At 64.5% G+C, this 21,948-nt stretch carries 20 protein-coding genes; 13 read left to right on the top strand and 7 right to left on the bottom strand.

The genetic code is table 11. The features are described from left to right. Nucleotides 1–64 precede the first annotated feature (64 nt). Nucleotides 65–1,021 carry an L-lactate dehydrogenase gene (locus tag HBNXHr_RS05525; RefSeq protein WP_275740224.1) on the bottom strand — a complete coding sequence of 319 codons (957 nt, stop codon included), beginning with the start codon at nucleotides 1,019–1,021 and terminating at the stop codon, nucleotides 65–67. Nucleotides 1,022–1,406: 385 nt separating this feature from the next. Here HBNXHr_RS05525 and HBNXHr_RS05530 point away from each other — a divergent pair, with 385 nt between their 5' ends. Together HBNXHr_RS05530 and HBNXHr_RS05535 are read left to right on the top strand one after the other, a co-directional pair. Further along, on the top strand, nucleotides 1,407–2,297 hold the full coding sequence (locus tag HBNXHr_RS05530; RefSeq protein ID WP_275883468.1) for an NAD(P)H-binding protein: 891 nt from the start codon (nucleotides 1,407–1,409) through the stop codon (nucleotides 2,295–2,297). Further along, nucleotides 2,294–3,028, top strand: a complete 735-nt coding sequence (locus tag HBNXHr_RS05535; RefSeq protein WP_275883469.1) for a hypothetical protein — start codon at nucleotides 2,294–2,296, stop codon at nucleotides 3,026–3,028. Before HBNXHr_RS05530 ends, HBNXHr_RS05535 begins: the two co-directional genes overlap by 4 nt. A 6-nt stretch (nucleotides 3,029–3,034) precedes the next feature. Here HBNXHr_RS05535 and HBNXHr_RS05540 read toward each other — a convergent pair whose 3' ends face one another. Further along, nucleotides 3,035–3,265, bottom strand: a complete 231-nt coding sequence (locus HBNXHr_RS05540; protein WP_275883470.1) for a UPF0058 family protein — start codon at nucleotides 3,263–3,265, stop codon at nucleotides 3,035–3,037. Between the two features lie 135 nt (nucleotides 3,266–3,400). Continuing rightward, complete coding sequence (locus tag HBNXHr_RS05545) at nucleotides 3,401–3,757, bottom strand: thioredoxin family protein (protein ID WP_275883471.1); 357 nt, start codon at nucleotides 3,755–3,757, stop codon at nucleotides 3,401–3,403. 133 nt (nucleotides 3,758–3,890) lie between these two features. Here HBNXHr_RS05545 and mutS point away from each other — a divergent pair, with 133 nt between their 5' ends. Then, a complete protein-coding gene (mutS, locus tag HBNXHr_RS05550; RefSeq protein ID WP_275883472.1) occupies nucleotides 3,891–6,488 on the top strand; it encodes a DNA mismatch repair protein MutS in 2,598 nt (865 codons plus the stop codon). Nucleotides 6,489–6,757: 269 nt separating this feature from the next. Beyond that, the gene (locus HBNXHr_RS05555) at nucleotides 6,758–7,582 is read left to right on the top strand and encodes a hypothetical protein (RefSeq protein WP_275883473.1); all 825 of its coding nucleotides are present in this window, start codon (nucleotides 6,758–6,760) and stop codon (nucleotides 7,580–7,582) included. An 18-nt stretch (nucleotides 7,583–7,600) separates the two neighbouring features. On the opposite strand, the gene HBNXHr_RS05560 is transcribed toward HBNXHr_RS05555, so the two are convergent. Further along, on the bottom strand, nucleotides 7,601–7,873 hold the full coding sequence (locus tag HBNXHr_RS05560) for a hypothetical protein (RefSeq protein ID WP_275883474.1): 273 nt from the start codon (nucleotides 7,871–7,873) through the stop codon (nucleotides 7,601–7,603). A 141-nt stretch (nucleotides 7,874–8,014) separates the two neighbouring features. Here HBNXHr_RS05560 and HBNXHr_RS05565 point away from each other — a divergent pair, with 141 nt between their 5' ends. The 8 genes from HBNXHr_RS05565 to hisD all read left to right on the top strand — a co-directional run bounded on the left by HBNXHr_RS05565 (nucleotide 8,015) and on the right by hisD (nucleotide 16,250). Continuing rightward, a complete protein-coding gene (locus tag HBNXHr_RS05565) occupies nucleotides 8,015–8,275 on the top strand; it encodes an AbrB/MazE/SpoVT family DNA-binding domain-containing protein (RefSeq protein ID WP_275883475.1) in 261 nt (86 codons plus the stop codon). 1 nt (nucleotide 8,276) lies between these two features. Further along, on the top strand, nucleotides 8,277–8,684 hold the full coding sequence (locus tag HBNXHr_RS05570) for a hypothetical protein (RefSeq protein ID WP_275883476.1): 408 nt from the start codon (nucleotides 8,277–8,279) through the stop codon (nucleotides 8,682–8,684). 77 nt (nucleotides 8,685–8,761) lie between these two features. Then, nucleotides 8,762–11,470 (top strand): AAA domain-containing protein, encoded by a 2,709-nt coding sequence (locus HBNXHr_RS05575; RefSeq protein ID WP_275883477.1) that lies wholly within the window; start codon nucleotides 8,762–8,764, stop codon nucleotides 11,468–11,470. 44 nt (nucleotides 11,471–11,514) lie between these two features. Beyond that, on the top strand, nucleotides 11,515–12,198 hold the full coding sequence (locus tag HBNXHr_RS05580; protein WP_275883478.1) for a TIM barrel protein: 684 nt from the start codon (nucleotides 11,515–11,517) through the stop codon (nucleotides 12,196–12,198). 62 nt (nucleotides 12,199–12,260) lie between these two features. Beyond that, entirely contained in the window at nucleotides 12,261–13,484 is a 1,224-nt protein-coding gene (locus HBNXHr_RS05585; protein WP_275883479.1) for a lactate racemase domain-containing protein, read from the top strand. A 63-nt stretch (nucleotides 13,485–13,547) separates the two neighbouring features. Next, entirely contained in the window at nucleotides 13,548–14,177 is a 630-nt protein-coding gene (fer, locus tag HBNXHr_RS05590) for a ferredoxin Fer (protein WP_275883480.1), read from the top strand. A 79-nt stretch (nucleotides 14,178–14,256) separates the two neighbouring features. Beyond that, nucleotides 14,257–14,889, top strand: coding sequence for a helix-turn-helix domain-containing protein (locus tag HBNXHr_RS05595; protein WP_275883481.1), 633 nt, complete (start codon nucleotides 14,257–14,259; stop codon nucleotides 14,887–14,889). A gap of 86 nt (nucleotides 14,890–14,975) precedes the next feature. Further along, nucleotides 14,976–16,250, top strand: coding sequence for a histidinol dehydrogenase (gene hisD / locus HBNXHr_RS05600; RefSeq protein ID WP_275883482.1), 1,275 nt, complete (start codon nucleotides 14,976–14,978; stop codon nucleotides 16,248–16,250). Nucleotides 16,251–16,267: 17 nt separating this feature from the next. On the opposite strand, the gene HBNXHr_RS05605 is transcribed toward hisD, so the two are convergent. Genes HBNXHr_RS05605 through HBNXHr_RS05615 form a run of 3 tightly spaced genes read right to left on the bottom strand, consistent with a single transcriptional unit; the run spans nucleotide 16,268 to nucleotide 20,271 of the window. Next, nucleotides 16,268–17,230, bottom strand: a complete 963-nt coding sequence (locus HBNXHr_RS05605) for a 3-hydroxyacyl-CoA dehydrogenase family protein (RefSeq protein WP_275740254.1) — start codon at nucleotides 17,228–17,230, stop codon at nucleotides 16,268–16,270. A gap of 42 nt (nucleotides 17,231–17,272) precedes the next feature. Further along, entirely contained in the window at nucleotides 17,273–17,989 is a 717-nt protein-coding gene (locus HBNXHr_RS05610) for a bacteriorhodopsin (protein ID WP_275740256.1), read from the bottom strand. After that, nucleotides 17,986–20,271, bottom strand: a complete 2,286-nt coding sequence (locus tag HBNXHr_RS05615; protein ID WP_275883483.1) for a methyl-accepting chemotaxis protein — start codon at nucleotides 20,269–20,271, stop codon at nucleotides 17,986–17,988. Before HBNXHr_RS05615 ends, HBNXHr_RS05610 begins: the two co-directional genes overlap by 4 nt. A 159-nt stretch (nucleotides 20,272–20,430) precedes the next feature. Between HBNXHr_RS05615 and HBNXHr_RS05620 the strand changes: the two genes are divergently transcribed. Then, entirely contained in the window at nucleotides 20,431–21,915 is a 1,485-nt protein-coding gene (locus HBNXHr_RS05620; RefSeq protein WP_275883484.1) for a serine/threonine protein kinase, read from the top strand. The last annotated feature ends 33 nt before the right edge of the window (nucleotides 21,916–21,948 follow it).

The following is a 21,948-nucleotide window of genomic DNA, read 5'->3' on the forward strand; positions in this document are numbered from 1 at the left end:
GGACCCACAATGTGCTCGATCTCCGTTGACTGGCGGCGACAAACGAGCGGGGGCGGATCGACAATCAGATGTCGAGTTTGGCGATCTCTTCGCTGAGTAGTTCGCCGGACTCGATGAACTGTTCGCGCTCGTGGTCGTTGAGGTCGAGGTCGACGACCCGTCGGATACCGCCGCGATTGACGACGGCGGGGAGACTCAGGTAGACGTCTTCGAGGCCGTACTGGCCGTCCATCAGTGTCGACACTGTCAGGATCGAGTTCTCGTCACGGATGATACTCTCGACGATCTCGGTCGTCGCCAGTCCGATCGCGTAGTACGTTGCCCCTTTGCGTTCGATGATCTCGTAGGCCGCACCCTGCACTTCCTCGGCGATCAGGTCCCGGTTGTTGAGGTCACAGTCCTGCTCACAGACGGGACAGTAGTCGTCGAATTTAACGCCGGCCATGTGGGTCGCACTCCAGACGAGCACCTCGCTATCGCCGTGTTCGCCGATAACGTAGGCGTGGATGTTCCGGGCGTCGACGTTGCAGTTCTTGCTGAGGACGTTCCGGAACCGGGAGGTGTCCAGTACCGTCCCGGTTCCGATGACTCGGTGTCGGGGGAGATCAGAAATCTTCCAGGTGACATACGAAAGCACGTCGACGGGGTTGGCGACCACGAGAACGACGGCGTCATCGGCGAGCCCGTCGGTGATGCGGGGCACCATGTCGTGGAAGATGTCGACGTTCCGTTCGAGCAGTTCGAGCCGGGTCTCGCCCGGCTTCTGACTCGCGCCGGCCGCGATGATGACGACGTCTGCATCGTGTGCATCCTCGTAATCACCGGCGTAGATGTTGACCGGCTTGACGAAGGCAGCGCCGTGACGCAAGTCCATGGCTTCGCCTTCGGCCTTTTCGTGGTCGATATCGACGAGTGCGATCTCGGAGACTGACCCACTCATCATGAGTGCATAGGCGGTCGTCGCACCGACGTCGCCGGCCCCGATGATCGCAACTTTTCCCTTGACTGCTTGGTTCGCCATGATGATCTGGTCCGGGTTTGTTGACAGGCGGGGATAAAGATTCGGAGGTTGATCGACCGGGCCGGAGGGGTTTCCCCACCGCTGTACCGTTCCCGTCCAGTGTCCCGACCGGAGAAGCCATCAAGTAGCTGCCGCCCGCAGTCGCTGTTGAGGGCTGCGTGACACGAACTACCCATATCTGTGACGGCTGCGGGGCGACACTGGACAACGAAAAAGACCTCACACGGAATGAGGGCACAACGGCACCGGCCTGGAAGTGTACCCGTTGTCAGACGACCGTGCCGTCGATCGTCGCCGAGCGGATCAGCCACCAGTCCCAGCGCCCCCGCAAGTGAACTGGTCGCGTCGCCCGACAACTTATCCACTGTCGGCCCCGAACTCATCTATGCGCGTACTGGTCACCGGAGCGACTGGATTCGTCGGTAGCTCACTCGTCCCTGCGCTCCGTGAGGCGGGCCACGATGTCGTCGCGATGACGCGAGACGCGAGTGCGTACGCTCCTCCCGACGGCGTCGACGTCGTCGAGGGTGATCTGCTCGAACCCGAGTCGCTGTCGCTGCCCGATGGGATCGACGCTGCCTACTACCTCGTTCACTCACTGGAGACCGGCACTTCCTTTGCGGACCGTGATCGGCGGGCCGCGGAAAACTTCGTCGAGGCCGCCGACGGAGCCGACATCGCCCGTACTATCTATCTCGGCGGACTCGGCGAGGCCGGCGACGAACTCTCGGAACATCTCAAGTCACGCCAGGAAGTCGAGGCTGTCCTCGACAGCGGTGATTTCGACCTCACGACGCTGCGAGCGGCGATCATCGTCGGTGACGGCAGTGCGAGCTTCCGGATGGTGCGCCAACTCGTCGACCGATTGCCGGTGATGATCGCACCCCGGTGGCTCCACACCGAGTGCCAACCCATCGCAATCGACGACGTGGTCGCGTACCTGGTTGGCGTGCTCGAACGGCCCGAAACGGCGGGCAACACCTACGAGATCGGTGGCCCCGAGATATTGACCTACCGGGACATGCTCGAAAAGACCGCGGAGATCCTCGGCAAGCGCCGGTACATCGTCCCGGTACCCGTTTTGACGCCGCGACTGTCCTCCTATTGGGTGGAGTTCGTCACTGACGTCCCGAAGGCGATCTCCCGGCCACTCATCCTGGGACTGAAAAACCCCGTCGTCGTCACCGATGCCAGCATCGAGGAGATTATCACTCTCGACAAAACCTCCTTCGAGGACGCCGTCCGGCGGGCGTTCGCCAGTGAGTCCGGCGAATGACGCCCCGGCAACCGGACGGCCGGGACGTGAGTGATCCCCGGAGCAACCAGCGGTGGGTGTACGAGAGCATCGTCGGATCGATCCCCGGTGTTTCACTCTCCAGGGGTGCTGCGCTGGTGCTCCAGCTCGTGATTTTCGAGGCCGGCGTGGTGGCGCTGGCGGCTGGGTACGGGCGCTGGGGCAGTCTGCCGGCCGGGACAGTGGCCGTGGTCGTCGCCTCGGCCGGGAGTGTCTTCATGCTGACTATCGGGCGGCGGACGCGCCGGCTCGACGTTCCCGAACAATACACGCACACACTGTTCGGTACCGGGATCGAGATCGTCCTCGGGTTGGTCGCCTTCTTCGCCCTCGTCACGTATCTGTTCGTGCTCGATCCCGGATCGGGCGGGGAGACGGTACTCACCGGCTTGCTCGGTGAGCCGCTCCCGGCACCAGCGGTGTTTTTCACGCTCGTGGTTCTCTGGGACGTGTGCTATCGCATCGGCACCGGCTGGTGGGCGAGCCTGATCGGGCTCTGGCGGAGTCTGTGGTTGTCCGAAGCGCTTGACCGGGAAACGGTCGACGAACTCCGACGGATCGACGCGATCACGATCGGCTTCGCCTGGATCCAACTCTCGCTGGTCCCGTTCGTTGTGGGCCATCCGATCCTTGTGGCTGCGGTCGTCGGCCACGTCGTTGCGATCACGCTCGTCTCCGGTGCCTCGATCCTTGTGTTGCACCGGCTGAAGTGACCGGGATCACTCAGTCGCCATCACGACTGTCTGTGTGTCTTCGAATTCCTCAGTGAGTGCTTCGGCCAGTGCAAAAACCGCCGAGCGATGTTGGTCTCTACCCTGGTGGATTGAGGCCTCGTCCGTGTCCAGCGACTCGTATTTCGAGAGATCGATCTGACGGTGGCCGTCCTGCTCACAGTACCGGCGTACCTCCGCGAGGAGGCCATGCAGGTGAACGAGCTCCTGTTTTCGCATAGAATATTTGAATTTCTTTCCAGTCGAGCATATCTGTTAAGCCTGGTAGGTCAAGGATTTCTTATCCCTGTATGGCTCGACAATGACATCCACCAGTGCCCGCTGAAACACCGCTCTGATTCGATGAACCGATGCTTATCTCGCGCTTTCGAGCAGCGCCACGACATCCTCGGCTGGCTGGAAGCCGTCGGCGACGCGCTCGACTGGTTCGCCGTTCCGGAACACGACCAACAGTGGGACGCTGCGCACGTCGAAGCGTTCGACCAGCGGCGGATCGTCGCGCGGGTTGATCGTCCCGACCACGGCGTCGCTCTCGTGGGCGACGATCCCCAGGATCGGCTCCATTGACGCACAGACCCCACAACCGTCGGTGTAGAATTCGACGAGAACGGTATCGTACGTTTCGATCAGGGCGTCGAGATCGGCACCGTCGTCGAGTGCGACCGGCCGCTCGGGCGGGTCTGTGGCGTCATACTGGCTGGTGGTGGTCATTGTCTACGTTCGGGTCTGGAGGTTCAAAGACCACTCGATATTGTCTGGTTAGGACAAGACAGCGAGGCGCCAGCGGATCCCCGCCAGCCGACGACCAACGGGTATTTGTCCGCCGGCCCACACCCACTCTGGCATGGACGCGGCCCTGGGACCGCCGGCGAAGATGACCGACCGGCGCGAGGATCTCACGCCGATGTTGCGCCAGTACGTCGAGTTGACCGAGCGCTACGACGACGCCCTGGTGCTGTTTCAGTCGGGTGACTTCTACAAGGCATTCTGCGAGGCCGCCGAGGTACTGGCCCGGATCTGTGAGGTGACGCTGACCGAACGCGAGGATTCGACCGGCACCTACGCGATGACGGGTGTGCCGATCGACAATGCCGAATCCTATATCGAGCAGTTACTGGACGCGGGCTACCGCGTGGCGATCGCCGACCAGGTCGAGGACCCCGACGAGGTCAGTGGCGTCGTCGAGCGCGCAGTCACGCGGATCATCACGCCAGGGACACTCACCGAGGACGAACTGCTCGGTGGTGCCGAGAACAATTACGTCGCCGCGCTGGCCGCTGACGATGGTCGATTTGGTGTGGCCGTCCTCGACGTTTCGACGGGGGACTTCTACGCGACCAGCACCGACGACCGGGAGACGGTCAGGGACGAACTCGGTCGATTCTCGCCCGCTGAGGGAATCCTCGGCCCCGACGTCCCGAACCTCTTCGATGGGGCGTGTACCGTCAGTCCCGTCGAGGGGACGTACTTCGCCACTGACCGGGCAGCCGAGCGCGTCGGCGAGTACTTCGGGACGCCTGATCGGCTCCTCGCGACCGATGCCGAGGTCCGGGCCTGTGGCGCGTTGCTGGCCTACGCCGAGTACGCCCGCGGGGGTGAAGCCGGTCGGCTGGACTACCTCAACCACCTCACACGATACGATCCGCGGGCGTACATGGTACTCGACGCGGTGGCGCTCGAAAGCCTAGAGATCTTCGAACGCCGGAGTGTCACCGGCGGCGCGGACCTGACGCTCGTGGACGTGATCGACGAGACGGCTTCTGCGCTCGGCCGTCGTCGGCTGACCGAATGGCTTCGCCGTCCGCTCATCGACCGCGACCGGATCGAGGCGAGACACGCGGCCGTGGGCGCGCTCGTCTCGGAGCTCCAAACCCGCGAACGGCTCCACGAGCTACTATCCGACGTCTACGACCTCGAGCGACTCATCTCACGCGTTTCCCGCTCGCGAGCCGACGCCCGTGACCTCCGCTCGTTGAAAGACACACTCGACGTGATCCCGGAGATCAAAGCGGCGTTGGACGGCATCGATGCCCCGCTGTTGACCGACCTTCGAGACCGTCTCGACGAGATGGACGACGTCCGCGGGTTGATCGACGACGCGATCGCGGCGGACCCACCGACCGAAATCACCGAGGGTGGGATCATCAGTGAGAGCTACGACGACCGACTCGACGAGTTGCGCGCGACCGAACGGGAGGGCAAGGAGTGGATCACCGACTTGGAGGAAAGCGAACGCGAGCGGACCGGCATCGACTCGTTGAAGGTCGGCCACAACGCCGTCCACGGCTACTACATCGAAGTGACCGACGCGAACCTCGATCGGGTCCCCGGGGATTACCAGCGCCGACAGACGCTGAAGAACGCCGAGCGCTACTACACGCCCGAACTCAAGGAGCACGAGGACGAGATTCTCCGGGCGGCGGGGCGGGCCGACGATCTGGAGTACGATCTGTTTGTCGCAGTGCGAGACGACGTCGCCGCCGAGTCCGAGCGCGTCCAGGCGGTCGCCGACGCCGTGGCGACTCTCGATGTCTTGGTCGGCTTTGCCACCGTCGCAGCCGAACGCGATTACTGCTGTCCCTCGGTCGACGGGGATGGCATTGCCATTGACGGAGGCCGCCATCCAGTCGTCGAGCGCACCGAGGACGCATTCGTCCCGAACGACACGGATCTCGATGATGACGCCTTCCTCGCGGTGATCACGGGGCCCAACATGAGTGGCAAGTCGACGTACATGCGCCAGGTCGCGCTGATCGCGATCCTCGCCCAGGCTGGGAGTTTCGTGCCCGCCGAATCGGCCGACCTGCGGATCGTCGACCGCGTGTTCACCCGCGTCGGCGCGAGTGACGACATCGCCGGCGGGCGCTCGACGTTCATGGTCGAGATGAGCGAACTCGCGACGATTCTGGCGCAAGCGACCGACGAATCACTGGTGCTGCTGGACGAAGTGGGCCGTGGCACCAGCACGACCGACGGCCTGGCGATCGCCCAGGCAGTGACGGAGTTCATCCACGACGAGGTCGGCGCGACGACGCTGTTCGCGACTCACCACCACGAATTGACTGACGTGGCAGCAGCACTGGATAGCGCACGGAATTTCCACTTCCGGACCGAACAGGCGGGCGAAGAGGTGTCGTTCCCCTACGACATCGCCACCGGGCCGGCAGCAGCCTCCTACGGTGTCGAGGTGGCCGGGGTGGCCGGCGTGCCGGACCCGGTCGTCGACCGCTCGCGAGAACTGCTCGGTGACAGTACCCCCGACGGCCGGGAACCGGGTCAAGAGCCCGATCGAACCGCGACGGAACGTGAAAGTGAAACGCTCGGGGAACCCGACCGAGACGATGTCGTCGCCGAACTCCGATCGCTTTCCGTCGCTGAGATGACGCCCATTCAGGCGCTGAACGCGTTGGCCGACTTACAGCGTCAGGCCGACCGGGAGTAGCGAGATGTCACATTCCGCTTCTCCGTCCGGGTGAAGCTTGTCCCCAAACATAATGTTCTATTGCCATAGTTAGTATGTACCGGAAACACTTACAGGTAAGTATGGCATCGTATACGCGCCGAACCGTCCTGGGGTTCAGTGCGGCTGCAGTGGCTGGACTTGCGGGTTGTGGCGATGACACCGCTTCGTCGACGGATACGACGACGGAACCGGGAGGGACTCCGACACCGACCCCGGAACCGACGCCGACTCCGGAACCGACACCGACAATGCCCTCGTCACTCGCAATCGAACACGTCCGGTTCTGTACGGAGCAGCCCACAGGCTACCGGCAGTACACCGAACAGCCCGCGGACACGTACGCACCAGGCGATGTCGTCTGGCTCTACCTCGAACCGTCCACTGTGGGAACGGAACCCGCTGGCGAGGGTGAACGTCGGTTCGCCTACGAACTGAACTGGACGATCTACACGCCGGACGGGGAAGCACTGGACACGATCACTCGGACGGTCGAACGAACCGTCGTCGAATCGGCGGACTTCTCCGAGGTGTTTCTGGTACTCAACTTCTCGCCGTCGATGGCGTTCGAGCCGGGTTCCCACCGCGTCGAGATCGACGTTCGGGACACGATCGCCGGCAACGAGGCTTCCGAGACGGCGACCTTCGACGTCGAACCCGCGCTGAAACAGGCCACCGAGTTCGAGGTTCCGGAGCTTGTGTTCACTGATGGGGAAGCCACAGGGTACGACGAGTACACGCCACAGCCCGACGCCGAGTACGGACCGACCGAGACCGTCTGGTACTACTACGAGATCCACGGGATGCACTACCGGGAGACCGAGGACACGATACGGACGAACGTCTCGATATTCGAGACCCTTACTGGTCCTGCGGGAAGCGTCTGGGCCGAAAACGAGATCCCGGTCAACAACGAATTCCCGGCGGACACAGACCCATCGATGCTGTATATCGCCGATCGGCTGTCTCCCGCTGAGCAATGGGATCCCGGCACCTACACGATCACGCTCGAAGTGACCGACGGCTACGTCGACGAGACGATCGAACGGACGGGGACGTTCACCGTCGTCGAGTGACGGGCAGCCGGTTTCGGGCTACTCCTCGTCCAATTCGGCGGCGACGATTTCGAGCTCCGCCTTCCGGAACGGTCGTTCCTGATCGCGGTCGTCGTCGAGCCCGTCGATTCGGTGGGCGATTTCTTCGCGCATCTCGGCTTTGGATGGGAGCTGTCCCGGAGCGACGTCCCCACCGACGGCCTCGCTGATCGCGGCGAGACTCTCCTTGGTGAACCCGACCGATCCCCGGCGCTCGAAGCGGTCGACTGCCAGTCGGATCTCGTTGCGGAGTTCGTCGACAGTTTTCGCCATATCCTCCGGGACGGGCGGCCATGTCCTGTAGATTGCGGTCGTGGAGCCGATGATCCCCTGGATTGTGAGTGTGCGCGTAGTCCGTGTGTCTGCGTCGTCTCGCCCCGCAAAACTAAGGTATTACGGTGCGTATTACCACTCATGAGCGAGGCCACGCGTGTTACGGAGAAGGGGCAGGCGACGATCCCGAAGGAACTCCGTGAGAAGTACGATCTCGAACCGGGCGACGAGGTCGTCTGGTTGGACACCGACGACGGCATCGTCGTCAAAAAGCGGACCCGCACAACCGGCCGCGGGCTGCTCGTCCCCGATGAGACTTCCGAGGAAAAACGCACGGAGATCTCCACGGAGCTACAGCAGCGTCTCCGCAATCGCCGCGACCGAAACTACGAGGACGCCTGAAATGGCGACCTACACCGCTGATGCCGTTTCGTTGCTGGTGTATCTCGTCGACGCGCTCCCGGCGCGAGCCGACCGTCTCTTTGCTGAGGCCGAAGCCGGTGAGACAGTCATCCACGCCCCAAGCACAGCCCTGGTAGAAGTTCTCTACGCCGTCGCCCACGATAAGAACGTTCGAGGCGTCAGGCTCACAGGAACGCCGGAGGAAACGAGAGAGGCACTGGTGGGGAGCGGCCCGATCTCGACCGCACCGATTGACGAACGAGCGTTGAGCGAGTACACCCGGATAGTAGACGAATTCAGTATCCACGATGGGCTGGTAGTTGCGAGCCATCGAGCGAGTGACACTGAAGCCATCATCACGACGGACGGAGCCATCCGTGAAGCTGGATGTGACACCGTCTGGAAGTGACGTCCTCCGCCGATCGGCTCGGTCTTGAGCCGCGGCCCACCGACAGCGTTTTTCCCACTCCAGCCCAGTCAATCGATGTGCATCTCCGTGGGCCAGTCCTCGAGGTAGGCGAGACGAAAACCGTCAGCACGGACTACGGCGAGCGGGACCTCGCCGAGGTCACGATCCGCCCCGAGGACGGCCGCGCGGAGCCAGTCACGGTCACGCTGTGGGGTAAGTGGACCGAGACGGCCGACGTCCTCGAAGCCGGGATGGACATCGCCGTCTTCGACGCAGAGGAGCGCGAGTATCGCGGCGAGACCACCTATCAGACCGGCGAGGACACGATGGTCGTTGTCGAACCCGACTTCATCGTCGACGTGACCGATGTCCGGTCGTGGGTGCAGTGTCCCCGGATGTACTACCTGAACAAGCTCTCGGGGACGCCGCTGGCCTACCCGGTCGTGAAAGGGACCATCGTCCACGAGGTCTTCGGCGATCTCCTTCGCGGTCGGGACGTCGAGGACGCCGTCGCCGAACGCGTCGACGAGGTCGGCCTCGAACTCGGCCTTCTGGGACGGGACGCCGAAACGGTCCGCCAGGACGCCCTGGATCACGCCAGCGCGATCGAAGGCTGGCTCCAGCAGGGCCACCTGACCGACGGCGGCCAGACCACCTTCGGTCCGACCGAGGGCGAGTGGCGCTCCGAACAGACGCTCATCAGCCAGCGCTACGGGCTGAAGGGACGGGCCGACGCCGTCCGGCGGGGGATGCCCGTCGAACTCAAGACGGGCAAGAACACGAACCGTGAACCACGATTTCAGGACAAGATCCAGGCCGCCGCCTACGCCCTCATCCTGGGCGAACACGGCGACGAACCGCCCAACACCGGGACGCTTCTCTATACCAAGAACGCTGCAGTCGATCGCAATGAGGAGGGCGGTGACCTCTCGCCGGCCAAGGAGTTCTCCATCGGGTCGGGCCTGCTCGAGTTCGTCCTCCGGACGAGAAACGAAATCGCCGCGATGGAGCACGGCATGGATGTCCCGACCGGCTACGAGGCCGATGCAAAGTGCGAGTACTGCTTCGAGCAGGACACCTGCATGGCCGTCTCGGGCCGGCTGGATCAGGAGTCAAAGGCCGGCCAGATCGGGAACCCGATCCCGGAAGACGAACGCGAGTACTTCGAGCGGAACTATCGTGCGATCGAGGCCGAGCGCCGGGCCGCTCACCGTGAGTACGCCAAGCTCTGGGACCAGGACAAAGAGGAACGGGCCGAGGACGACCGCGCGCTGATCGACCTCGAACCCACCGGCCAACGCGAACTCGACGACGGCAGCTGGGAACTGCGAGCCAAAGCGACGGGCGCGACCTCGAAGATCCGCGAAGGTGACGTCGTGCTGGCGAGTGACGGTGACCCGATCGAAGGTGAGGCGGAACTGGCCCGCGTCCAACGGCTAGCAGATGAAATCGTCGTCACCGCCGACGAACCGGTCGAGCTCCGCCGGCTCGACGTCTATCCCTCGGAACTCTCGACCGACCGGATGCTGACGGCGATCCACGACGCCCTGTTGCAACAGTCACCCGACGAGAAAGCAGTCCTGTTCGGCGGCCAAGCGCCCGCGTTCGAGGACGTCGCGGAGACGTTCATCGAGAACAACCCCGCCCAGGATCAGGCAGTCAGTCGGGCAGTTGGCGCGGAGGACTTCGCGCTGATCCACGGCCCGCCGGGGACCGGCAAGACCTACACGCTCGCGACGCTGGTCGACGCGCTGGTCGAGCGCGGCGAGCGCGTTCTCCTCTCTGCCTTCACGAACCGCGCGGTCGACAACGCCGTCGAGGCGTTGCTGGAGCAGGGCGTCGAGGGCGTCGTCCGGATGGGGACCGAGACCGGCGTTCGCGAGGATCTCGCCCACGTCCGACTCGATCCGGCGGGCGATCCCGACGAGCGGGCGGCCGAACTCACCGAGGCACCCGTCGTCGCGGCGACGACGGCGACCTGCGGCTCGCGGATCATGCGCGAGCAGGACTTCGACGTGGCTGTCATCGACGAGGCGGGACAGTTGACCGAACCCGGTGCGCTGGCGGCGGTCGCCCGCGCCGAGCGGTTCGTCCTCGTCGGCGACCACCAGCAACTCCCACCGGTCGTCCGCGCGGAAGACGACATCGCCGACCGGGAGTCGACCGCCGACCTTTCCCAATCGCTGTTCGAGCGCCTGATCGACGCCCATCCCGACGCCGGCGTGTTGCTCGATCGGCAATACCGGATGGCCCAGCGAATCCAGGCCTACTCCTCCTGGGAGTTCTACGACGGGCAGTTGCGGCCCGCCAGCGGCGAGATCGCCGGACAGACGCTCGCCGATCTCGATGGCGTCGATCCGGCCGCACTGCCCGACCATCTCGGAGGTCGGGTCACGTTTCTCGATCCGGACGGGCAGGCAGTGGGGAACACCAATCCCGACGAGGCTGCGGCCGTGGCGGAGACCGTCGACTCGTACCTCGATGCCGGCGTCGATCCGGGAGACGTGGGCGTGATTGCGCCGTATCGCGCGCAGGTCGCCGAGATCGGCCAGCGCGTCCCCGACGGGGTGACCGTCGACACCGTCGATCGCTTCCAGGGGTCCAGTAAGGAGGTCGTCCTCGTCTCCTTCGTCGCCACAGGGAGCCTGGAGGGACCGATCTTCGAGGACTATCGGCGGATCAACGTCGCGCTGACGCGGGCGAAGCGTGCACTCGTGCTGATCGGCGATGCCGAGGCACTCTCGACCGACGACCGGTATCGGCGGATGGTCGAGTGGGCGCGCTGAGAAAGACCGATACCGAAAAGGGTCATCCGACGTAATCGGTCGGCGTGTCACCTGCCACGGACGGACCGACGGTCGCCGGGAAGTGCGCACCTGAACCAGCGGCGCTCGCGGCCGCCGCCGATCGGGGGTTCGACGCCGTCGAACTCTATCTCGAACGCCAGCATCTCGACGCGCTCGAGGAGACGGTCCGAACTGTCGAGGACGCGGCCGTCTCGGCTGCTTCGGTTCACACGCCACACGTCACGCCGGACGAACACGAGTACTACGAACTGACAGACCGCCTCGCGGTCGAACTCGATGCCTACCTCGTGCTCCACTCGAAGTACGTCATGCACGTCTTCGCGCCGGACGTGGAGGCGATCGGCTTCGATGCGGCCCACGGCCACGAGAACAACACCGGCGCGAGCGTCATGCACCTAGAGGAGATGATCCTCGCCCGCGGGAACGATCTGGTGCTCGATACGGCCCACCTCTACACGGCAGAGCGCGAGTATCACGACGCTCTCGAGTCCCTGCTCTCGACGTATCCCGACCAGATCGGACTCATCCATCTCACGGACAGCACGCGCCGGGACGACGGGCTTCCGTTCGGTGACGGCGAGATCGACCTGGCGGCGACGGTGAGAGCAATCCGCGACTCGTCCTTCGACGGCCCGATCGTGCTGGAGGTCAGCCAGGACGCCCAGGCCGACGCGCTGGCGGTGTTCGAGGACTACTGGGCGGACTGATCGGCCTCGGGCCGTCGTGGGCAATCCATTTGTGGCCCGCGTCCGTCTCGACACCCGAACAGATGACATTCGAAGTCCCACGCGGAGACGGCTACGTCGAGGTCGATCTCCCCGACTGTGACGTGACGATCGCGGAACTCCCCGGCGGCGAACCGGTCGACGTTCGCGAGGCAGCCGAGGCGGCGGTGGCCGATCCACACGGCCCGCCACTCGCCGAGCGCGCGAACGCCGACGACGACGTCGCCATCGTCGTCACGGACGTCACGCGGGACGCCCCCGACGGGATTCTGGTCGACGTGCTCTTCGACGAACTCGAGGCCGCCGGCGTCGACCGCGAACAGGTCACCATCGTCCTCGGACTCGGCCTCCATCGCCCGATGGACGAGGCGGAGATCGAGGCCGAACTCGGCGAGTACGCCGACCTCGCGGAGAACCACGATCCCGACAACACTGTCACGCTTGGCGAGGTCAACCACATTCCGATCGAGATCTACACGCCGGTCGCGGAGGCTGATCTCGTGCTCACGACCGGTCAGAGCGAACCCCACCAGTACGCGGGTTTCTCCGGCGGTGCGAAGACAGTCATCATCGGCGCGGGCGGCGAGTCCTTCATCAAGTACACCCACGGCCCGGACATGCTGGGCCAGGAGTCGGTCAAGCTTGGCAAGATCGACGGCAACCCGTTCCGGGAGGCCGTCGAGGAAGCGGGCGAACTGGTCGGCCTGGACTTCTGTCTGAACGTCACGCCCGGCCCTGACGGGTTTCTGGATGCTTCCGCGGGTAACTCCGGCGCGGTGGTCCGGGACCTCGCCGAGACCGCCCGCGAGGCGCTGGCCTTCGAGGTCGACGGCAAGTACGACGCCGTCGTCTCGGGCGTCGGCGCGCCCAAGGACGCCCAGCTCTACCAGACGACCCGCGGGATCACCTACGTCGTGCTCTCCGATGGCGCACCGGTCAAGGAGGGCGGTCGCGTGGTCGTGCCCGCCGTGCTCGACGAGGGCTACGGTGCGGGTCGGGGCGAAGAGCGCTTCTACGAGTGGCTCTCGGGTGCCGAGGACGCCGAGTCGGCCTACCAGGCGATGCTACAGGGCTACGAACCCGGTGCCCAGCGCGGGTTCGTCACGGTGCGGTCGCTGCGTCACGCCGACGCCTACATCACCACCAGCGAGGACCCGGAACTCGTCGAGGAGTGTCTCATGCACGCCGAGGAAACTGTCGAGGACGCGATCGAACCCGGAAGTGATGTCCTCGTGGTGCCGAAAGCACCCAAGACACTGCTGGTCTGACGGTCTGGGGTCGACATTACCGCCAAGCGAACGTTTAACCGCGAATTTTGGCTAGCTCCGCGCGTGCCGTCGCCGTACCAGATCCTGGAAATCGACCGGGCTGCGAGCGAAGATGCCATCCACCGTGCGTACCGTCGTCGCGTCAAGGAAGCCCATCCGGACCAGGGTGGCTCGGCCGCCGAGTTTCAGGCTGTCCAATCCGCGTACGAAGCGTTGCTCTCACAGTGCCGCGAGGACGGGGACGAACAGGCCCGCTCGGATCAGTCAGTCGCACACGTCACTGTCGAGTATCTCGATTACGATGTCCTGGACGATCACGGATGGGATCTCGATGACGAGGATCTTTTCAGCAAGGCCGCCGGTGCGGATCTCGGTGGGGCTGAGCACGGGACGTTTTCAGTGACGTCCGAACGAACCCTGCTGGAATCCGCCGAAGCGACCGGTCACGAGTGGCCGTACTCCTGTCGCGGTGGGGCCTGTGCCAACTGTGCCGTGGCCGTACTTCGGGGGGAACTCTCCCAGCCGGTTAATCACATTCTGCCGGCCGACGCCATCGACCGCGGGATCCGCCTCTCGTGTGTCGGCGAACCGATCACCGACGAACTCACAGTCGTCTACAACGTCAAGCACCTGCCGTCGATCGCCGACCTCCGACTCCCGCCGCGGCCCGCCGACAGTCGCGGAATCGACTGACTCGACAGGGATCGGGCCGATAAAATCCGCATTTGACCCATCGGCACACCCTTTACAGTGGCCGTTTTATCGATCGATCATGGGGAAGTTACTGCCACGCCGTGGTGAGCGGGCCGACACCGCCGAGGAGCCGCGGGTGCTCGGCCTCAACGAGGGTGCTGCTGACGAGGCGTTTGCCGCCCTCTCCTCGGAGACGGCTCGTCGAGTCCTCTCACTGGTCTATGAGGAGCCCCGAACACCTGTCGAGATCCGCGAAGAGATCGGCACGTCGCTGCAGAACGTCCATTATCACATCGAGAAACTCGAGTCTGCGGATCTGATTGAGTCCGTCGGTACCGATTATTCAGTGAAGGGCAACGAGATGAACGTCTACGCGCCGACCAGCGAGGCGCTCGTCCTCGTCGCGGGTGAGAAAGCCGACGAATCGCTGCTAAAGAGAGCCGTCAGTCGACTGCTGGCTGGTGTTGGCGTCCTCGCCGCCGGGGCACTGGCGTTCGGATTCGCCGCCCAGCAGTTCCTGGCCGAGTCTGGGGTGGACGGAACTGATGGACAAAGCGGGACCGTCGGTGCGATGGACGCCGAAGCGACTGAATCAGCCGCTGAAGCCGCCGACCCGTCGACGCTGCTGACTGAGCCTGCTGTCGCCTTCTTCCTCGGCGGCGCGTTCGTCCTCGCTGTCGTCGGTGTCTGGTGGTACGCACGCAGGCGTTGACGGGTTTAGTGAGTCCTTCACTGTCGATAATCGCCATAGCGACGGATAGCAAGTAGTTTGTGACCTCGTCTGGAAGGCTACGGCGTATGGACGTACAGTCCATTTCCGACCTTTCGGACCGACGGCGACGAGCGCTCTTCGAGCGAGATTCCGGGATCGGCGAGATCCGCGAGGACGTCCAGGGGATCGTCGAGACGGTCCATCATGACGGCGACGAGGCCCTCCGGGAGTTCAGTCGCCGATTCGACGGTGTCGAGCTTTCGGACTTCGACGTCACCGAGGCGGCCGCCGCGGCGTACGAGTCGATCGACGACGAGATTCGGGAGGCCATCGAGACGGCCGCCGACAACATCCGCGCGTTTCACGAACGCCAGGTACCCGAGGACTGGGCGGTCGAACCGAGCGAGGGGCGGGAACTCGGTCGGAAGTACTACCCGCTCGATTCGGCAGGGGTCTACGCACCTGGCGGTACGGCCGCCTACCCCTCCAGCGTGTTGATGGGCGTCGTGCCCGCGAAGGTCGCCGGCGTCGAACACGTCGCCGTGGCGACCCCGCCCGCTGAGGAGATCAACCCGGTCACGATGGCGGCGATGCACGCGGCTGGCGCGGACGCCGTCTACCAGATCGGCGGCGCACAGGCGATCGCCGCGCTCGCCTACGGCACCGAGTCGATCGACCCCGTCGACGTGATCGTTGGCCCGGGCAACCGCTGGGTGACTGCCGCAAAGGCCGAGGTACGGGGCGATGTCCGCATCGACATGCTCGCCGGCCCCAGCGAGGTGCTGACGCTGACTGACGCGACGGCAGATCCCGAGATCGTCGCCGCCGAAGTGGTCGCACAGGCCGAACACGACCCGAACGCCGGCGTCGTCGCGGTGACGCCCGACGCTGCCCACGCCGAAGCGGTCGCCGATGAGATCGACCGCCAGGCACCCGAGCGCGAACGCGAGGGGATCGTCCGTGAGGCCCTTGCAAACGACGCCAGTGGCGTCTTCCTCGCCGGTTCGATGGATGCGGCCGTGGCGTTCAGCGAGGACTACGCGCCCGAGCACATCTTCGTCCACGCGGCGAACGAGCGCGATCTGCTCGACCGGATCACGAACTACGGGAGTGCGTTCGTCGGCGAGTTCACGCCGGTTGCCGCGGGTGACTACGCTAGCGGTACCAACCACGTGCTCCCGACAGGCGGCTCGGCAGCGATCGCCAGCGGACTCTCGGTTGACAACTTCGTCCGTCCGGCAACCTATCAGCAACTCTCCGAAGAAGGGCTCGAAACGCTCCGGGAGACGATCACGACACTGGCCGAGGCTGAAGGACTCGAAGCCCACGCCCACAGCGTCGAAACGCGCTTTGAGGACTGAGCCGGGGACCACGCCACTTACCGAACCGTAGAGTCGGCTTCGTCGACCGGTTGATCGTCCTCCCACTCGCGGAACCCGGACCCTGTTTTTTCGCCGAGTTCGCCGGCTTGGACTTTTGCCCGGAGAATCGCCGGGGGCTCGAAGCGCTCGCCGAGTTCAGCGGCGAGTCCGTCGAGTGTTTCCAGACGATTGTCCAGTCCGGCCCGGTCGGCGGCGGCCAGCGGTCCCTCGGCGTGCCCGAATCCCCCTTCGATGACAGCGTCGATCGCTGCGGGCGCGGCCACGTCAGCTTCGACGGCGCGCATCGCCTCGGCTTCGAGCGCGAGTTGGAGCCGACTCGATATTCGCCCCGGTGCGTCGTTGACGACGACGGGTGTCCACCCCAATCCGTCGAAAAACCCGGTCGTGGTGTCGACGGCTGCGTCATCGGTCTGGACAGCCCGGACCACCTCGATGACGGCACTAGCTTGCGTATCCGCCTGCGCCGGAGAACCGGGGACGACCATCGAGAGCCCGATCGCGCGCTCGGGGTTTTCCAGCGCGGCTGCCGCGGCGGTCGGGTCAGCGACGTCAGCCTGGATCGCGATGGTGGTCCCGTCGTCGAGGCGCTCTTCGACGCCGGCGAGGCGACGGCGGACCGTTTCGAGGTCGTCTGCCCGTGTTTCGATCACGATGTCCGCGTCGCCGACGGCGGTGTCGAGATCGGTTGTTCCATCGACGCGGTCGAGTCGGTCGGTCAATTCCGACTCGACCTGATTGTGGAGCGCGTCTTCGAGCGCGTCGACCGCATCCATCACTGCGCTGGCATCGGACCCATACAGCGTGACAGCCGGCGACTGGCCGGCGGCGTCCGAATCCCCAGTGTCTACCGTGCCTGTTTCGCCCGGTCCTGTATCGGACGACTCTTTGCCATCTCCAAAAAGACACGCGCGGGCGAATCGCTGACCCACCGCACCCGTTCCAAGGATCGCAACGTCCATGGGAAGTGGATCGACGGCGGGGCCGATAAGCGTTTGTCCCGGTCAGTCGTCGCCGGACCCGTATCCGGTCGCGTCGGCGACATCGAACGTTTCCAACGTCCCCAGGCCGTTCAGCGCGATCAGGCCGAAGCCGACCTTGGCCACCACGTCGATGTAGGTGATGACCAGCGACGCGGTTTCGTTGTCCATGAATCCGTAACCGGTCGGCGCGAGCAGCCAGATGATCGGATAGACGAGCCAGAGCACGATCACGAAGTTCCGGAGCTTCCGGTAGAGGCCCGCCGTCACGTCGTCGCGCTCCGCTGCGTCCTTGGCGGCCTCGATCACCAACAGGTAGACGACGCCGACGAACGCCAGGCTGCCGGCGATGAAGAACAGTTCCTTCAACGGCGTCGCGAAGACTGCGCCGAGAAAGCCCAGCACGATCGTCGCTGCCTGCAGCGCCGCGGCTTTCGCGATCAGCCGCCGCCCGGCCCCCGCGATGAGTGCGATGAAGACCACGTGCAGCGGCGTCGTCAGCAACCAGTCGACGTATCGCGGGACGAAGAGCTCCGCCCCGCTCGCCGTCGTGATCTCGCCGATGCCGAGGGCCATCAGTCCGTAGGCGACAGTCGCGATCAGCGTGACCACGACGACGTCGGCGTACTCGCGGTGCCGATCGCTCGAGAGAGTGACGAACCCGTAGGCGAGGCCGACGCTGCCAAGCGCCATTCCGAGCGTTCCGAGCGTAAACCAGAGTGTGATGTCGATGTCGATCATGCGTTATCCACCGTTGTTGCTTTTCCGCTGATTCCCGCATCCCCTGTCGATTGCTCGACCTCGAAGCGGTCAAGCAGCGACTGGAGTTCGTCGGCCCGATCGAGCAGGTCACCGGCCGAAGCCGTCACTTCCGCGATGGAGTCCGTCTGCTCGTCGGCTGCACTCGCGACCGTGTCTGCTTCCGTGACAGTCTGCTGGCTAATCGCCGTCAGGTCGTCGACCATCGCCATGACCTGCTGGGCCGTCTCCGCCTGGTCGCCCGTGGCGGCGTCGATCTCCTGGATCCCCTGGTCGGCCTCCTCGGCGCGCTCGACGATCGTCTCCAGGGAGTCGACCGTCTCGGTCACCGTTTCGACGCCGGCGGCCATCCGCTCGCTGGTCGCCTCCATCGTCTCGACGGTCTCGCCGGCCTGGGCCTGGATCTGTTCGATTCGCGCCTCGATGTCGCCGGCCGCTTCTTTGGTCTCTTCGGCGAGGTTCTTGACCTCGTCGGCGACGACAGCGAACCCTTCGCCGCCGTTCGAATGGGCGGCCTCGATCGAGGCGTTGATCGCGAGCATGTTCGTCTGCTCGACGATCTCGGTGATCACGTCGACGATCTCGCCGATTTCGTCCAAGTCGGCGTCCAGATCGTTGATCGCTTGTCTTGTCCGTTCGGTTTCTTCCTCGATCGCATTCATCTCCTCGATCGCATCCTCGGCCGCCTGGCGACCGGTCTCACCGACTTCGGCCGCCTGCTGGGAGGTCTCGGCGACCTCCTGGGCCGAGCTGGCGACCTCCTCGGCCGAGGCCGAAAGCGTCTCCATCTCCGCGGCGATGTCCTGGAGGCGCTCGCTCTGCTCGCTCGCACCGTCGAAGATTTCGTCGATGGACTGGCTGACCTGGCGGCTGGCTTCACCGACGCGATCGGCGTTCCGGCGGACGCTATCACTCGATCGGGAAACCTCGTCGGCGAACGCTTCGACATCGGCGACGGTCGTCTCCAGGGCCTCAAGTGCGGCGTTGAGTTCCTCGCCGACAGTTGCCATCGCGTCGTTTTCGCTGTCGGGGTCGACCCGCTGGGTCAGATCGCCGTCGGCGACCCGATCGAGCACTTCACCGTAGGCAGTCGCCTTCGCTTCCAGATGCGTTGAAAGATCTTCCATCTCAGCGCGCTCGCGCTCTGCATCTTCTCGTGCTGCTTCGGCTTCTTCCTGGGCTGTCTCGGCCTCGTCGATCTTGGCTCTGAGCGAGTCGCGCATCTCCCCGAAGGAACGATACAGCGTTCCGATCTCGTCCTCCCGCTGGGTCGTGAGATCGACCTCGAGATCGCCCGCACCCATCTCACTCGCGCGGCTTGCGAGTCGACGCAGGGAGAGGGCCGTGTTCGAGCCGATCGTGACGCCGATCAGTCCCAGGTTGATGATCGCGAGCAACACCAGACCCAGCAGATCGGAATTGATCTGCGCAGAGAGGGCGTAGGCCGCGTCGGCCGGCTGTTGGGTCAGCACTGTCCAGTCGTGGCTATCCATCGCTGTCACCCCCATCACAGTGTCCCCCTGGCGGAGAAACGACCCGTTGGTCGCGTTGGCCGAATCGATCGCCTCGCCGTCGTACGATTCGAGAATCTTACTCGCGTTGGGATGGGCGACGTATTGCCCGTTGCCGTCCACCACGACGGTCGATGTCTCCTCGCTCGTCGAGAGGCCCGCCGCCCGAGATTCGAGATCGATCATATAGACCAGCGCGCGATCCTCGGCACCCTCGATCGGCGAGAGGACAGCCACGATCGGATGGTCGACGATGGGTACTGAGAACGGCTGGGAAATGTAGACGTCGTTTGGGCTGTCGAAGGTCGGCGGATCAGTCGCAAATGCCGCGCCCTGATCGGCCGGATTGACGCCCTCCATGGCGTCGCTCGAACTGGCCAGGAACTGCATGTCGGCCGTATCGAGATAGTGGGCGGCGACGACATCGCCGGGCAGGTCGCCGTCCGCGATCATCCCATCGAGTTCTCGACCTATCTGATCGGCGTCACCCGAAGCGAAGACGGGGAGTTTCGTCGTCGTTCTGACGTCTCCCTCGACGGCTGATAGCCACGTTTCGAGTTGATCGGCCTGTGCATTCGACTGTGTCATCAGCTCCCGTTCGACGTCGTTGCGCAGTTCACCCGACGTCTGGGCACTGATGACCCCACCGAACGCGATCATGATGATCACTGCGAACGCGAGGGCCACCCCGAGCCGTGCGGTGTACCGTTCGCGCACGAACGAAGGGATTGCTCCGTTGCGTTTCTCTGGCATTGTGCAACGCGACGATTCGAATTACCGTAAATGGTGACTTCCTATTCTCAGGCCTGATAACTTGGGGCTGGCCAGGCTCCCTTCGACCGTGTTGAACATACCGAAACGCTGATATTCCTCCCCGATGAGATTCAGCTAACACACACTACGTGGTACCATATGGCGGACGCCGGCGATACGCGGAGTCCAATCGAGACAGTCCAGTCGGTCCTTGCTGAGCCAGCGGACAGCGCCGATCTCCTGCCGTATCTGGTCGGGTTACTTGACGAAGACGAGTCAGCGGTCCGACTCGCCGGCGCGTTCGCACTCTGCGTGATCGCCGTTGCCGACCCCGACTCAGTTACGTATGTCACCGATCGCCTGTCCGATCGCCTCGATACCGACAACGCGGAGGCGGAACTCGTCTTTGAGTACCTCGCCACGACGTTCCCGCGACGGGTCGATGCGGGACTGGGGGACGGCACCCGCCAGGAGCGTGACGGTCGGGAGAAGACCCAGGGGGACGCGGATGTGCCTCCGTCCAGGGACTCGCCGACGGACGAAGTCGGGCGGGTTCGGCCGCCGGGTGTTGGCTTCGATCCCCGAAACGTCGAGCCGAACCCGAGCGTCATCGATCCGGCGGATCCACAGCGTCACGACGATCCATCCCGCGAACAGACTGGGGGTGGATCGGACACCGGTGAGGCGGCGTCGGCCGATGTGGGGGGCCGATCGCCACAGCTGAGTACCGCGGATCGGCAGCGATGGAACGAACTGTTCGAACAACTGTCCGATATCGTCGCGTACAGTCGGTTCGACGAGTTGATGATGCTGTCGGGCCAGCAACGCGGTCGGTACGCCGATGTGGCACGCGTCCTGACGGTTGCCGACGGGAGCGAGCGTGCCCTTGGGATGCGGTTGTTCCACCGGCCGCCGTCGGACGCCCCGGAGTCGTTCCGTACCGAACTCGGGAACGCACTCGATCGTTGGCAAGGGATCGATGAGCACCCCCACATCGCCACCGTCTTCGACTGGAACCGCGCGCCACAGCCCTGGGCGGCGACTGAACTCTTCGAGGCGACGGTCGCCGATCGTGTCGAGCCGGTCGCTCCCGCCGCTGCGTTCGCGATCGCGATCGACATTGCCGACGCACTCGCATACGCTCATAACCACGGGGTGGTCCACGGCGGACTCGATCCACATACTGTTGGACTTCCTGGCGTTACAGACGGGCAAGCCGAGGAGACGGGAGCGACACTCCTCAACGTTGGCCTGCTCGAAGTGTATCGCTTTCACGTCACGCCGGCTTCGTGTCTCGATCCGCGATACGCGGCCCCCGAGTACTACGATCGGCAGTTCGGCCGGATCGATCACACGACCGACGTCTACCACCTCGGGGCACTCCTTTACCGACTCCTCACTGGTCGACCCCCGTTTCTCGGCGAGTTCGACGCAGTTCGTGACGACATCTTGAACGCAGCCCCACCGACGCCGTCGCTCCAGACCGACGTCCCGGAGGCCGTCGACAGCGTGGTCACCAAGGCGATGGCCAAACGCACGCTCCGGAGATACGAAACGATAAATGACTTGCGGCAGGATCTGGTGCGTGTGCACGACGAGTTAACCGGACGTGGCGGCGATCGTAAACGGAGTGACCTGTCGTGACCGATCGGGCGGGGTGGTACCGATGACCGATCG

Source organism: Halorhabdus sp. BNX81 (assembly GCF_029229925.1).
In the GTDB taxonomy this organism is placed as follows: Archaea; Halobacteriota; Halobacteria; order Halobacteriales; family Haloarculaceae; genus Halorhabdus.